The organism is Rossellomorea aquimaris (genome assembly GCF_020171925.1).
Taxonomy (GTDB): Bacteria; Bacillota; Bacilli; order Bacillales; family Bacillaceae_B; genus Rossellomorea; species Rossellomorea aquimaris_F.
Map to the genome: position 1 here is coordinate 286687 of NZ_JAIVAR010000001.1, position 13470 is coordinate 300156.

Here is a 13470-nt window from a genome sequence, read left to right on the forward strand (position 1 = left end):
ATAATACGTAGATTTTATAGGTGTATGTCTCCCAAAAGCCCTCCTAGCGCAACATGTCTATAGAAATGTGAGGTGAAACATTTGGAACAGCAACCAATGAGAATGAATAATAATGGCCAAATAAGCATTGTGCTTAATTCACAAAAAAGGAATTCAGTAAGGGATACGTTGAAGCCTGACTCGATTTCACAGTCATTCCCTCAAGAGCATGTGGCATTGAAAGAGATCGAAGACGAATTGGGATCTCTTGTCGGAATGGAAGAAATGAAAAAGATGGTGAAAGAGATCTATGCATGGATATATGTAAACAAGAAACGGGAAGCGATGGGATTGAAAGCAGGGAAGCAGGCTCTTCACATGATGTTCAAGGGGAATCCCGGCACAGGAAAGACCACTGTAGCACGAATCATCGGTAAGCTCTTCTTGAAGATGAATGTTCTTTCGAAAGGGCATCTGATCGAAGCAGAAAGAGCCGATTTGGTTGGTGAATATATAGGGCATACCGCACAGAAAACGAGAGACTTGATCAAAAAATCTTTGGGAGGGATTTTATTCATAGATGAAGCCTACTCCTTGGGGAGAGGTGGGGAGAAGGACTTCGGTAAAGAAGCAATCGATACACTGGTTAAACACATGGAGGATAAACAGCATGAATTCATCTTGATCTTAGCGGGTTACTCAAAGGAAATGGATCATTTTCTTACGCTGAACCCAGGACTTCAGTCAAGATTTCCACTCGTGTTCCATTTCCCTGATTATTCTGTCGAGCAGCTCATGGAAATCGGCAAAAGAATGCTTGAAGAGAAACAATACGTATTGAGTTCCGATGCAGAACGTAAAATGAGGGACCATTTATACGCTGCAAAGAATACGTTATCCCCTATGGCTTTCTCAAACGGAAGGCATGTCCGGAATGTATTAGAGAAGTCGATTCGTACCCAGGCGATGAGACTACTTATGGAAAATTGTTATAGCAGGAATGACTTGATCACCATCAGAAGCAATGATCTCGTATTTGGTAAGAATACTGTTGACTGATGGAAAGGGTTCATGGAGCCATTTCCTTTCCAGAATTCAGAACGAATAACAACAAAACAGGCTGTCGACTTAACGTCGACAGCCTGTTGCATATCATCCCTGAGCCCGAAGGCTTCTGTTTGGTAAGCGCCATTTGTATGAGTAAGACAGTACCCGCAATGAGGTTGTCAAAATGAATAATGTATACAATTCAATCGCCGTACTTACAACACCGAGTCCGATGGCGGCACCGCACATGACTGCCCAGACAGCATAAATTTCAGACCGTAAAACGAGCGGTTTCCTGCCAGCTAATAAATCACGGATCATTCCACCGCCACTTCCCGTCAGCACGGCGGCAACGATCACGGCAGAAAGAGGGTGACTCATCTCTGAAGCATATAGCGCCCCTTGGATGGCAAATGCTGAAAGTCCGACCGCATCAAAGAAGTTCCCCCATCTTCTCCAGTGTTTCAATAGATTATTCGGGAAGATGAAAACAGCCGTAATGGATAGAAGGGCAATTTGAAAGAGCATGCCCTGCTCCCATAAGGCGGATACAGGAACACCGATCAGCAGATTCCTGACAGCACCTCCACCAAACGCTGTGACGATTCCGAGGATATATACCCCTAGAATGTCGTATTCTTCTTCCATGGCGACAATCGCTCCAGATACAGCGAATGCAATGGTTCCGACAATGCTCAATACTTCCCAAGTCATCCGTATACCTCCTATCATTATCCGTCTTTGTATGTATAGTGATTGGGTTGATTTGTTTCATTCAAACATACTGATTCTAACATGAAATCATGCGTTTGCAACCATTTTTTATTGGTTTAAACATAGAGTTCTTCTTAGAGTTTTGATAAGATGAAATTCATAAGATTATTCTTATAGAGAGAAGGGCGTTTATTGAAGAAAGAAGAACGTGAAAAGATCATTTTGGTCGGTTGTCAGCTTGATGAGGATGACCTCCGATTTCAATATAGTATGAAAGAACTTGAAGAATTGTCAGAGACGGCACAAGGTGAAGTTGTCATGACCCTATCTCAAAAGAGGGACCGTGTTCACCCAAGTACATATATAGGAAAAGGCAAGGTGGAGGAACTGGCCTTGCTTCAAGAGGAACTCCAACCTGATATCATCATTTTCAACGATGAGCTATCTCCTAGTCAGGTTAGGAACTTGTCCAAAGTACTTGACGCAAGAATCATTGACCGGACGCAGCTCATCCTTGATATCTTTGCAGGACGTGCGCGCTCCAGGGAAGGGATTCTGCAAGTGGAATTAGCCCAACTGCAGTACTTGCTGCCAAGATTGATCGGACAAGGGGCATCTCTTTCCAGACTTGGAGGAGGGATCGGTACGAGGGGTCCAGGTGAAACCAAGCTTGAAAGCGATCGAAGGCATATCCATCGTAGGATAAATGAAATAAAAAAACAGCTACAGACGATTGTTGAGCACAGGGAAAGATATCGACAGCGAAGAAAGAAAAATAAAGCATTCCAAGTTGCGCTTGTCGGATATACCAATGCTGGCAAATCTACGTTATTCAATCGGCTTTCAGTTGCAGACTCATTTGAAGAAAACCAATTGTTCGCGACTTTGGATCCGATGACAAGAAAAATGATCTTACCGAGCGGTTTTTCTGTCCTGTTGACCGATACAGTTGGATTTATACAGGATCTTCCCACCTCATTAATAGCCGCATTCCGCTCTACACTTGAAGAGGTGAAAGAAGCGGATCTCTTGTTGCAGGTTGTGGATAGTTCCAATCCCGATTATCACCAACATGAAGAAACCGTACAGTCATTACTTTCAGAAATTGGGACAGATGGTTTGCCTTCTATAACGGTGTACAACAAGCAAGATATCCGCCATCCGGAATTTGTCCCTGACGGCGGACTTGACCACATCGAAGTCAGTGCAATCGACGAAGGAGATCGACAAAGGATTCTAGAGAAAATTGAGAGTATCGTAAAGGAACAAATGAACTCTTATCATGCCTTTATCCCTGCAAATGAAGGGAAGTTGCTTGCAAAGCTAAAAGGGGGGACCATCTTGGAAAAACTTGAGTTCATTGAAGATACTAGCTTGTACGAGGTGTCTGGCTATTATCTCGAGGACCACCAGATTAGCGGAAACTTGAAACAATATCAAAAGAAGCAGAAGGGAAGCAAGTAATGTTCAATCAATTAATGCATGGAGAAAAATTAAAGCCACTCATAAATGAAGTAGAAGAGTCCATTCAGCATATTCACAAAGAAATTGATGAGCGTGCCGAGAGTAATCAGTTTAAGGTGCTCAAATCGTTTCAAAAACACAAGGTAAGTGATTCTCATTTCATCCCCTCGACAGGATATGGGTATGACGATATAGGAAGGGATACGCTTGAATGTATTTATGCGGATGTATTCGGGGGGGAAGCAGGCCTTGTGAGACCGCAGATCATTTCTGGTACCCATGCGATTTCAATCGCTTTATTCGGTGTGCTAAGACCTGGGGATGAATTGGTCTATATCACGGGAAAACCTTATGATACGTTGGAAGAGATTGTTGGAATCAGAGGGGAAGGGACCGGCTCACTGAAGGATTTTAACATATCCTATCAATGCGTGGACCTCGATGAAGATGGAAAAGTGGATTATGCAGAAGTTCAAAACGCCATCTCATCGAAAACAAAAATGGTAGGTATTCAGCGTTCCAAAGGATACGCTAACCGTCCATCATTTACTATAGAAGAAATCGAGGAAATGATCTCATTCATCAAAGAAATTAATCCCGGAATCGTCGTATTCGTGGACAATTGTTACGGTGAATTCGTAGAGGAATTTGAACCGTGCCATGTAGGGGCAGATTTGATGGCAGGATCACTCATTAAAAATCCGGGCGGCGGCCTTGCCAAAACGGGCGGCTACATTGTCGGGAAAAAAGATCTTGTCGAAGTCTGCTCGTACAGAATGACCTCGCCGGGTATCGGAGCAGAGGCAGGAGCTTCGTTATATAGTCTTCAAGAGATGTACCAAGGCTTTTTCCTTGCACCGCACGTCGTTGCTCAATCACTGAAGGGTGCTGTCTTCACTTCTGCTTTGTTGACGGAATTGGGAATGGATACAAATCCTTCTCCAATGGACAAACGCACCGACTTAATACAATCTGTCCAATTCAACGATAAGGATAAAATGATTGCATTTTGCCAGGCAATCCAGTTTGCGTCGCCTATCAATTCACATTTTACGCCATATCCCAATTATATGCCGGGTTATGAAGACGATGTCATCATGGCAGCTGGTACATTCATACAGGGATCAAGCATCGAACTATCTGCCGATGGTCCGATCCGTCCGCCGTATACAGCCTATGTGCAAGGTGGTTTGACTTACTCACACGTGAAGATTGCAGTAAGTTCGGCAATCGATCAACTACTCGAAAAAGGTTTACTAACAATCTAAATAGGATAATAGAACAATAATTGGATAGTCTAACAATGACTATCCTTTTGTTTGAATTCTTATGTAAGTTTTTCTAACATTTCATTGACAGAACTTCTGACATTACATATAATGAAGTCATGAAGGAAAAGAAAAGGAGGAATCGCGATGAGTGGAAGTGAAATTCGTCGAACGATGGCACTATTTCCTATCAGTATTGTCATGCAGCTCACGGACTTAACGGCTCGTCAGATTCGATACTACGAAGAGCATGAGTTGATTACTCCTGCACGGACAGAGGGCAATCGTAGGCTCTTTTCCTTGAATGACATTGATAAACTATTAGAAGTTAAAGATTTGTTAGATCAAGGGGTAAACATGGCAGGGATCAAGAAAATTTTCTCTGTATCTGCCATCGATGAAAAGAAAGTAGTATCTGATTCAAGCAAGCAAGAGGAAGAAAAGGCAAGGCAAGACCTCTCAGACGATCAGCTCCGTAAACTACTGAGGAACGAATTGATGCATTCCCGTAAGTTTAATCGGGCATCTTTGCGTCAAGGGGATATGTCACGCTTTTTTCATTAATAAATAACCTTTAATTAAATCTGAGGAGGAATTACGTAAATGGCAAAGTATACTCGTGAAGATGTGATTAGACTGGCGAATGAAGAAGGTGTTAAGTTCATTCGTTTACAATTCACAGACATCCTAGGGACAATCAAGAACGTTGAGATCCCTTTCAGTCAGTTAGAGAAAGCATTGGATAATAAAATGATGTTTGATGGTTCATCAATCGAAGGTTTCGTTCGTATTGAAGAGTCAGACATGTATCTTTTCCCTGATCTGGATACTTGGCTTGTGTTCCCATGGACAGCGGAAAAAGGGAAGGTCGCACGCCTGATCTGTGATATTTATAATCCAGACGGAACTCCATTCGAAGGAGATCCACGTAACAACCTTAAACGAGTGTTGAAGGAAATGGAAGATCTAGGATTTTCTGATTTCAATCTTGGGCCTGAACCGGAATTCTTCCTCTTTAAATTGGATGCAAGTGGAGAACCTACTCTTGAGTTGAATGATAATGGCGGTTACTTTGATTTGGCACCAACTGACCTTGGGGAAAACTGCCGTCGCGACATCGCGCTCGAGCTTGAGGAAATGGGCTTTGAAATTGAAGCTTCACATCACGAAGTTGCACCTGGTCAACACGAAATCGATTTTAAATATGCGAACGCATTGAAATCATGTGATGATATCCAAACGTTCAAGCTTGTTGTAAAGACAATTGCACGTAAGCACGGTCTTCACGCAACATTCATGCCAAAACCGCTATTCGGAGTAAATGGTTCCGGTATGCACTGTAATATGTCCTTATTCAAAGAAGGAAAGAACTCTTTCTATGACGAAAATGGCGATTTACAGTTAAGTGAGACAGCGCGTCAATTCCTAGCTGGGATCATCAAGCACGCAACTGCTTTCACAGCCATCACGAACCCGACTGTAAACTCTTACAAGCGTCTTGTTCCGGGCTATGAAGCACCTTGTTATGTTGCATGGTCAGCGCGCAACCGTAGTCCACTAATCCGTATCCCTGCATCACGTGGAATCAGTACACGTGTTGAAGTACGTAGTGTCGATCCAGCGGCTAACCCATATCTTGCCATGTCTGTACTGCTTGCGGCAGGACTGGATGGAATCAAGAACGGAATGGTAGCACCAAAGCCGATTGACCGTAATATCTATGTTATGGATAAAAAAGAACGTGAAGAAGCTGGAATCATCGATCTTCCGGCAACATTACATGCTGCGTTGGAAGAGCTTAAGAAAGATGAAGTAATCATCAACTCCCTTGGTGGACACATCTTCGAACACTTCGTGGAAGCGAAGGAAATCGAATGGGATATGTTCCGTACACAAGTACACCCTTGGGAAAGAGAACAATATATCCAAATGTATTAAGAATATTAAAGAGAGCTGGAGCCCCGGCTCTCTTTTTTGTCTGTGTGTAGAGTGAATAAAAAAGACGCTATGTTTAACATAGCGTCTTTTTCATTCAATGAACTTGGCGATAAACGCCGATGACTTTTCCTAGGATGGAAACATTTCGTAGGATGATTGGGCTCATCGTGGAGTTCTCTGGCTGTAATCGAACGAAATCCTTCTCTTTGAAGAATCGTTTTACCGTTGCTTCATCCTCTTCGGTCATGGCGACCACGATGTCTCCGTTATTCGCGGTCTGCTGCTGCCTGACAATGACAAAGTCCCCGTCAAGGATACCTGCTTCAATCATACTGTCACCCATGATTTCAAGCATGAAAACCTGTTCATCTGAAGGTGCCAATCGCTCTGGAAGCGGGAAGAATTCCTCGACATTCTCCACGGCCGTGATTGGTTGACCGGCCGTTACTTTACCAATGAGTGGCACATTCACTACTTTTTGACGTGGGATCGCATCTTCTTCAAGGTCGAGGATCTCGATTGCCCTTGGCTTCGTCGGATCCCTGCGGATGAGTCCTTTGCTTTCTAGCCTTGCTAGGTGACCGTGTACAGTGGAACTTGAAGCCAAACCGACCGCTTCTCCAATTTCACGTACGGAAGGGGGATAACCCTTTTCTTTTACTGATACTTTGATATATTGCAGTATATCCTGCTGTCGTTTAGACAATTTAGTCATTTTCACGCACCTCTATTATCGATCTTATGTTCCCATTATAGCATGTCTTTCCAGTCGATACAAACATAAGTTCGAATTTTTGTTGACACCAAACGAATGTTCGTATTACAATGAGATTACAAATAACAGAACAAACATTCGTATGGAGGTATGTTTAAATGCTAACTCATATTTGGAATCGTTACTCATATATCATCATCCTTTTTGTCTTTTCATTTTCTTCAGCCGGCTTTTTACTTTTTTCAAACGGGGATCAACCGTCCTATGAAACTGTCAAGGTTGGCAAGGGTGATACACTCTGGACTATTGCAGAAAGATTCGAAGATGATTATTCTATGACAAGGGAAGAATTCATCAGATGGGTCGGGGAAGAGAACGACCTGATCTCATACAGCATAGAACCTGGCATGTCACTTGTGTTACCGGTTGAATCAACAACGTTTTCTGACCGGGAGCTCCAGCTTGCCATGAATAACAAGTAGAAGGTGAGAACGAATGAAAGCCGTGATTTATTGCAGGGTAAGTACGAAGAAAGACACACAGGAAACTTCACTGGAAAGACAGGAAGCGGAGTTATTGAGTCTTGCGGATGAGCTTCAATATGAAGTCGAAGCAGTCATTAAGGACCAGGCGAGTGGATTTGAACTGGACCGCCCCGGTATCCTCACCCTGCTTGACTCGATCAAAGGGAATGACATCGAAGCAGTATTGATACAGGATGAAACAAGAATTGGTAGAGGAAATGCAAAGATCGCTCTAATTCACTGTATACTGAAGGAAGAGGTTAAGATCATTAGCCAGACTCATAATGGGGAGCTACATCTATCAGAGTCCGACTCGATGGTCATCAATATCGTAAGCATGGTGGAAGAATATCAAAGAAAGCTTCATAACCTAAAGATTAAAAGAGGGATGAAGAGGGCTGTTGAAAAAGGCTTTCGACCGTATAAGAATCTGAAGAATAAAGGAAATAAAGAGGGAAGGGAGCGAATCGAAGTACCTGTTGAAGAAATTGTCCGTCTTCGAAAGAATGATTTGACTTTCACAGAAATTGCGGCCACTTTGAGAGGTTTTGGATACAATATTTCGAAAGCGACTGTACATAGGAGATTCAGAGAGTATATGGAAACGATGGATGAAACTAATTCCTTGTAATAGAGGCAGTTATCTAGTAACATATCGGTATGTTTCATTGAGAGGCCGGTATAAGGATCATTGCTATAAAGGAGTTTTTATCATGCTTTCCAAGAAGAAAATGGATCGAATAAATGAACTTGCAAAAAAGTCAAAAGCCACTGGCTTGACTGAAAGTGAAGCGAAGGAACAAACCAAACTTCGTAAAGAATACCTGGAAACATTCCGTCAATCGATGAAGGGAACAATCGAAAACACCCGAATCTTTGACTCTGCAGGTAATGAAGTGACCCCTAAAAAAATCAGGGAGATCCAAACTAAACGCAAGATGCACTAATTTAGTAAAAAGAGGCTGGGACAAAAGTGTTTCAGACAAAGTAAAACCCGAACTAATCTGTCTGCTGAGAGGCAAATTAGTCCGGGTTTTTTATTTGAATAACTGTGCGATTAGACTTTACTTCTGTATAGCGGTTGATTGGAATGGAAGACGAAGTCTCCCGTGGAAAGCGAAGTCTTACGCGGACATCATTAGCGGTATTAAAACTGAAACGGATATTGTTCGCCTTTATTTATAGAGTTTTTCGTTATGTCCCAGCCTCTTGTAATCTGTAATTAATCTTACTTCACTTATTATTCAATAAACGATATGTAAAGTCTATGCTTGCTTGGTAAACAAAAGCTGTGTGTAACAGCGGAAGCGGCATATGATGAAAGGTCAATACCCGGTTCCTTAGACGTTTTTATTTCTCAACTTTACAAAGTCATGTTATCATTCAAGTTAGTTGTATAAACTACCGAAGAAGATTAATATTAATAAGGAACGATTGAAAAGGAAGGATGTCTTACATATGTTTGATAACACAGATCAATTAGCAGTCAATACAATAAGAACATTATCGATGGATGCCATTGAAAAGGCGAACTCAGGTCACCCAGGAATGCCTATGGGTGCAGCTCCTATGGCTTATGCGCTATGGACACGCTTTATGAACCATAATCCTAAGAATCCTGATTGGTTCAACAGGGACCGCTTTGTATTATCTGCCGGTCACGGTTCCATGCTATTATACAGCCTCCTTCATTTATCCGGTTATGATGTATCGATGGATGATTTGAAAGAGTTTCGCCAATGGGGAAGCAAAACTCCTGGACACCCTGAATATGGACACACTCCTGGTGTAGAGGCGACTACGGGGCCACTTGGCCAAGGAATCGCGATGGCAGTCGGGATGGCGCTTGCAGAAAGGCATATGGCTGCAACTTACAATAAAGGGAAATACAATATGGTCGATCACTTCACATACTCCATCTGTGGTGATGGAGACTTGATGGAGGGTGTTTCTTCAGAAGCTGCTTCTTTGGCTGCTCACCTTAAATTGGGCCGTTTGGTTGTCCTTTATGATTCAAATGATATTTCCTTGGATGGAGACTTGGATAAGTCATTCTCTGAAAGTGTGAAGGGCCGTTTTGAATCTTATGGATGGCAATATATCAGAGTGGAAGATGGAAATGACCTAGAAGAGATCTCAAAAGCAATCGAAGAAGCTCAAGCAGATACAAATCGTCCAACCATGATTGAAGTGAAAACAGTGATTGGATATGGTGCTCCGAATAAATCAGGTAAATCGGCTGTTCATGGTGCTCCGCTTGGTGAAGACGAAATGAAGCTTACTAAAGAAGCATATAAATGGACGTTCGAGCAGGATTTCCATGTTCCTGATGAAGTTTACAGCCGTTTCGAAGAAAAAATCCAGAAAAATGGATCCAAGCAAGAAGAAGATTGGGCGAACCTGTTCGCGGAATATAAAGATGAGAACCCTGAGCTCGCTGCTCAATTGGAAGCTGCAATCAAAGGCGAACTGCCTGATGGTTGGGATAGTGAAATTCCTGTTTATGAAGAAGGATCTTCACTTGCAAGCAGGGCTTCTTCCGGTGAAGTACTTAATGCAATTGCTAAGAAGCTCCCTTCTTTCATCGGTGGATCTGCAGACTTGGCAGGCTCTAATAAAACAATGATCAGCGGAGAAGCTGATTTCACTCCAGAATCCTATGACGGCCGAAACATCTGGTTCGGTGTCCGTGAATTCGGTATGGGTGCTGCGATGAATGGAATGGCTTTACACGGTGGCTTGAAAGTGTTCGGCGGAACGTTCTTCGTGTTCAGCGACTATCTAAGGCCGGCAATCCGTCTGGCAGCCCTTATGGGTCTACCAGTGACATATGTATTTACACATGACAGTATTGCTGTTGGGGAAGATGGTCCAACGCATGAACCTGTTGAACAATTGGCTTCACTGCGTGCGATGCCTAACCTGTGTGTCATCAGACCAGCCGATGGAAATGAAGTGGCGGCAGCTTGGAAGCTTTCCATGGAAAGTACAGACCAACCGACCATGCTTGTATTATCGCGTCAGAATCTGCCTACATTAAAGGGTTCTGCTGAAAAGGCTTATAACGGTGTGGCTAAGGGTGCATATGTTGTTTCACCTGCTGGTAAAGAGCAACCGGATGCGTTATTGCTTGCAACAGGTTCCGAAGTCAGCTTGGCCGTTGAAGCTCAAAATGCTCTAGAGAAGGATGGCATCAGTGTTTCTGTCATCAGCATGCCTTCGTGGGATCGCTTCGAGAAGCAGTCAAAAGAGTACAAGGACTCAATCCTTCCGAAGAATGTAACGAAGCGCCTTGCAATTGAAATGGGATCACCTCTTGGATGGGATCGTTATGTTGGGACTGAAGGGGATATTTTAGCCATCAATGGATATGGTGCCTCTGCTCCTGGAGATAAAGTCCTTGAGGAATATGGCTTTACTGCTGATAATGTTGTTTCAAGGATCAAAGCATTACTTCAATAAGATTTGAATGATTCTCTGGCCAGCTCCCAGGCAAAGACCGCAGGGAGCTGGCCTTTTTCTACACGTCATAAGTTCAAGGTGAAATACATTGCATTCGAATGTTGAGAAGGTCTTGTAACAGTAGGAATACAAAAGAGTCACCCCCACAGGGAGGGTTCAATATGAGCTTCGACAAAACTAGTGCATTTTTTCTCCAATTTATGACATGGACAAGTCCTCTAACCCTTTATACTTGATATAAGGTAATGTTGGGGGGAGAAAAAGGTGAGAAACTATCAAATCTATTGGATTGAAGAACCATTTGCCAACCACTACTACGGACGCGAAAGAATGTTTTTTGGGCTTTTTTCAGATTGGGAATCAAGTACTGGAGAAATGCATAAGATCATCGCTAAACAAGTAGACTTCATCACCAAGCCCATCCCATATCTTCCTACTCAAAGGTTTTTGCAACATGAAATGGCAAAGGTTGATGGATCGAAATGGATCGACACGACTGCGCGGATTGAAAGAGAAGATTCAGGTGCGACCCTGCTGCTGAACGAAAAGTCAATTTCAATCGAATCATGGGGACCTCATGATTGTGAATATGTTTTCTTTGAAATATTAAGAAGGAACATGGGGCAGTTACTTGCCATAGATCTTCATAATGAGCGGTATGGCTGGCTGAAGCCTATTAAACAAAGAAAATTTATATATTAATAAGAAATTATGACAGAAATATTGTATAATGTTCCTTGATTTAGTACACTTTTATAAGGACAACATGAAGGAGGAAGTAAGAACATGTCAACTTGGCTAGTTATTCTAGTCGCAGTTATTGCATTACTTGCAGGAGTTGCACTAGGATTTTTCATTGCTCGTAAATACATGATGAGCTACTTAAAGAAAAACCCGCCTATTAATGAACAAATGCTTCGCATGATGATGATGCAGATGGGACAAAAACCATCACAAAAGAAAATCAATCAAATGATGAACGCAATGAACAAGAATATGAAATAATAGGTCAGAGCACTCACTCCGGTTGAGTGCTCTTTCTATTGATTCTTCCATGAAAATGGCGAACTGGTTAGAAAGAACCGAAATGATCCCGTAGAAAAAACTTCATCTGTATCATTCAGTATGAATTGGATTTTGTGATAGAATAAGGTTCGGAGGGAGATCAATGAAAAAATGGATGATTGCATCATTGTCATTTCTGGTTCTGTTATCAGGATGCAATAACAAACCTCAAGAAGTGATGGATGAAGAGACACTTGAAATACAGAATAGCGCTGCAAGTGATGCGCGGGAATATCTGACATATAAGATTAATAAACAGAAGAAGTCCGTCAATCGGGGACTGATTACCATGATGATCAACAATCGAAGTGATATGGATGAAATTGAAACAGGACTGATGTCACTATCAAAGGATCATTTTTCTCCGGAAGATATGATCTATCAAGAAGGGCAGTACCTGAAGGATATTAGTTCTTGGCTGGGAAGGAAATCAAAAGAAAATAAAGAAGGGCTTAATCCCGCTTTAGAGATAAAAAGTGGCATGGGCTGGGAAGAACGATTGGAGCGCGAGAAGCAGAACCCGATGTACCTTGCCTATATACATGAGCAGAACTATGTAGATTCCAAAGGGAAGATTAAAGGCATATCCCTTGGTTTCGCCATGAATAAGATTGATTACATACGTGTAAAGGATTCTAAGGGTTTGATGCATTTTGATGAAAAGGTCATCGATGACAAGAAACTCGAGGAGTATGGGAAAGAAGCGGCTAAAAAAGTAGTCAGCAGGGTCCGTTCCATAAAAGAGTTGAAAAATGTCCCGATATTCATTTCAATCTATAAATTACAACCCATCAATAGCGTGGTTCCAGGTAATTATTTCATAAGCAGTTATGTGGATGACAACGACAAATCAATTAAAAAATGGACAGAAATCAATGAGAAATATTACTACTTCCCAAGCAAAGAAGGGGAGGAAAAAGACAGGGATCTTCAAAACCGCATCAGGGATTTGGAGGATTATGTTTCTAAGTTCTTTTCTCACCAGGATATTGAATTTGTAGGAAAAGCATTATACAAAAAAGATAATTTGAATCAACTTGTGATTGATGTCCACACTGGTATGGTCAAGGAAACTGAGCTTATTGGATTTGCACAGGCAATCGGGCCTGAAATCGTTGATTACTTCCCTCATATGCCAGTTTATCTGTATGTGAAAACCCCAAAAGGGTTAAAAGCAACGATTGTAAAAGAAGTGGATCAGGAACCATTCGTTGAAATTCATGAATGATGAAGGATGAAGAGCAGCACTCACTGGCTGCTCTTTTTCTTTTATTCAGTGAAAATTAATATTCCT

General features: G+C 42.1%; 14 protein-coding genes. 12 read left to right on the top strand and 2 right to left on the bottom strand.

Annotated elements, in window-relative coordinates; all coding sequences use genetic code 11:
* The first annotated feature begins 96 nt into the window (after positions 1-96).
* Positions 97-1038 carry a stage V sporulation protein K gene (gene spoVK / locus LCM10_RS01375; protein ID WP_224875567.1) on the top strand — a complete coding sequence of 314 codons (942 nt, stop codon included), beginning with the start codon at positions 97-99 and terminating at the stop codon, positions 1036-1038.
* A gap of 93 nt (positions 1039-1131) precedes the next feature.
* Here the strand turns inward: spoVK and LCM10_RS01380 are convergent, their stop codons facing one another.
* Positions 1132-1740, bottom strand: coding sequence for a trimeric intracellular cation channel family protein (locus LCM10_RS01380; protein WP_224874036.1), 609 nt, complete (start codon positions 1738-1740; stop codon positions 1132-1134).
* Positions 1741-1932: 192 nt separating this feature from the next.
* Between LCM10_RS01380 and hflX the strand changes: the two genes are divergently transcribed.
* From hflX to glnA, 4 genes are all read left to right on the top strand, one after another.
* Positions 1933-3204 (top strand): GTPase HflX, encoded by a 1272-nt coding sequence (gene hflX, locus LCM10_RS01385; RefSeq protein ID WP_224874037.1) that lies wholly within the window; start codon positions 1933-1935, stop codon positions 3202-3204.
* The gene (locus LCM10_RS01390) at positions 3204-4472 is read left to right on the top strand and encodes an aminotransferase class I/II-fold pyridoxal phosphate-dependent enzyme (protein WP_224874038.1); all 1269 of its coding nucleotides are present in this window, start codon (positions 3204-3206) and stop codon (positions 4470-4472) included. Before hflX ends, LCM10_RS01390 begins: the two co-directional genes overlap by 1 nt.
* A 147-nt stretch (positions 4473-4619) precedes the next feature.
* Complete coding sequence (locus tag LCM10_RS01395) at positions 4620-5036, top strand: MerR family transcriptional regulator (RefSeq protein ID WP_224874039.1); 417 nt, start codon at positions 4620-4622, stop codon at positions 5034-5036.
* 39 nt (positions 5037-5075) lie between these two features.
* On the top strand, positions 5076-6410 hold the full coding sequence (gene glnA / locus LCM10_RS01400) for a type I glutamate--ammonia ligase (protein WP_224874040.1): 1335 nt from the start codon (positions 5076-5078) through the stop codon (positions 6408-6410).
* Positions 6411-6504: 94 nt separating this feature from the next.
* On the opposite strand, the gene lexA is transcribed toward glnA, so the two are convergent.
* A complete protein-coding gene (gene lexA, locus LCM10_RS01405; RefSeq protein WP_224874041.1) occupies positions 6505-7125 on the bottom strand; it encodes a transcriptional repressor LexA in 621 nt (206 codons plus the stop codon).
* A 158-nt stretch (positions 7126-7283) separates the two neighbouring features.
* On the opposite strand from lexA, the gene LCM10_RS01410 reads away from it, so the two are divergent.
* From LCM10_RS01410 to LCM10_RS01440, 7 genes are all read left to right on the top strand, one after another.
* Positions 7284-7607 carry a LysM peptidoglycan-binding domain-containing protein gene (locus LCM10_RS01410; protein WP_224874042.1) on the top strand — a complete coding sequence of 108 codons (324 nt, stop codon included), beginning with the start codon at positions 7284-7286 and terminating at the stop codon, positions 7605-7607.
* Between the two features lie 13 nt (positions 7608-7620).
* Positions 7621-8280: a recombinase family protein gene (locus LCM10_RS01415; RefSeq protein ID WP_224874043.1), complete on the top strand. Its 660-nt coding sequence runs from the start codon at positions 7621-7623 to the stop codon at positions 8278-8280.
* 82 nt (positions 8281-8362) lie between these two features.
* A complete protein-coding gene (locus tag LCM10_RS01420; protein ID WP_224874044.1) occupies positions 8363-8596 on the top strand; it encodes a DUF896 domain-containing protein in 234 nt (77 codons plus the stop codon).
* A gap of 511 nt (positions 8597-9107) precedes the next feature.
* The gene (gene tkt / locus LCM10_RS01425) at positions 9108-11111 is read left to right on the top strand and encodes a transketolase (protein ID WP_224874045.1); all 2004 of its coding nucleotides are present in this window, start codon (positions 9108-9110) and stop codon (positions 11109-11111) included.
* 264 nt (positions 11112-11375) lie between these two features.
* The gene (gene sirA, locus LCM10_RS01430) at positions 11376-11813 is read left to right on the top strand and encodes a sporulation inhibitor of replication protein SirA (protein WP_224874046.1); all 438 of its coding nucleotides are present in this window, start codon (positions 11376-11378) and stop codon (positions 11811-11813) included.
* An 84-nt stretch (positions 11814-11897) separates the two neighbouring features.
* Positions 11898-12116 (top strand): YneF family protein, encoded by a 219-nt coding sequence (locus tag LCM10_RS01435; RefSeq protein WP_224874047.1) that lies wholly within the window; start codon positions 11898-11900, stop codon positions 12114-12116.
* 163 nt (positions 12117-12279) lie between these two features.
* Positions 12280-13404: a CamS family sex pheromone protein gene (locus LCM10_RS01440; RefSeq protein WP_224874048.1), complete on the top strand. Its 1125-nt coding sequence runs from the start codon at positions 12280-12282 to the stop codon at positions 13402-13404.
* The last annotated feature ends 66 nt before the right edge of the window (positions 13405-13470 follow it).

Excerpts from the sequence above, each read along its gene's own strand:
- LCM10_RS01395 (WP_224874039.1), top strand. The coding sequence starts at position 4,620 with ATGAGTGGAAGTGAAATTCGTCGAACGATGGCACTATTTCCTATCAGT.
- LCM10_RS01435 (WP_224874047.1), top strand. The coding sequence starts at position 11,898 with ATGTCAACTTGGCTAGTTATTCTAGTCGCAGTTATTGCATTACTTGCA.
- LCM10_RS01440 (WP_224874048.1), top strand. The coding sequence starts at position 12,280 with ATGAAAAAATGGATGATTGCATCATTGTCATTTCTGGTTCTGTTATCA.
- glnA (WP_224874040.1), top strand. The coding sequence starts at position 5,076 with ATGGCAAAGTATACTCGTGAAGATGTGATTAGACTGGCGAATGAAGAA.
- LCM10_RS01390 (WP_224874038.1), top strand. The coding sequence starts at position 3,204 with ATGTTCAATCAATTAATGCATGGAGAAAAATTAAAGCCACTCATAAAT.
- spoVK (WP_224875567.1), top strand. The coding sequence starts at position 97 with ATGAGAATGAATAATAATGGCCAAATAAGCATTGTGCTTAATTCACAA.
- LCM10_RS01410 (WP_224874042.1), top strand. The coding sequence starts at position 7,284 with ATGCTAACTCATATTTGGAATCGTTACTCATATATCATCATCCTTTTT.
- LCM10_RS01420 (WP_224874044.1), top strand. The coding sequence starts at position 8,363 with ATGCTTTCCAAGAAGAAAATGGATCGAATAAATGAACTTGCAAAAAAG.
- tkt (WP_224874045.1), top strand. The coding sequence starts at position 9,108 with ATGTTTGATAACACAGATCAATTAGCAGTCAATACAATAAGAACATTA.
- lexA (WP_224874041.1), bottom strand. The coding sequence starts at position 7,125 with ATGACTAAATTGTCTAAACGACAGCAGGATATACTGCAATATATCAAA.
- LCM10_RS01380 (WP_224874036.1), bottom strand. The coding sequence starts at position 1,740 with ATGACTTGGGAAGTATTGAGCATTGTCGGAACCATTGCATTCGCTGTA.
- LCM10_RS01415 (WP_224874043.1), top strand. The coding sequence starts at position 7,621 with ATGAAAGCCGTGATTTATTGCAGGGTAAGTACGAAGAAAGACACACAG.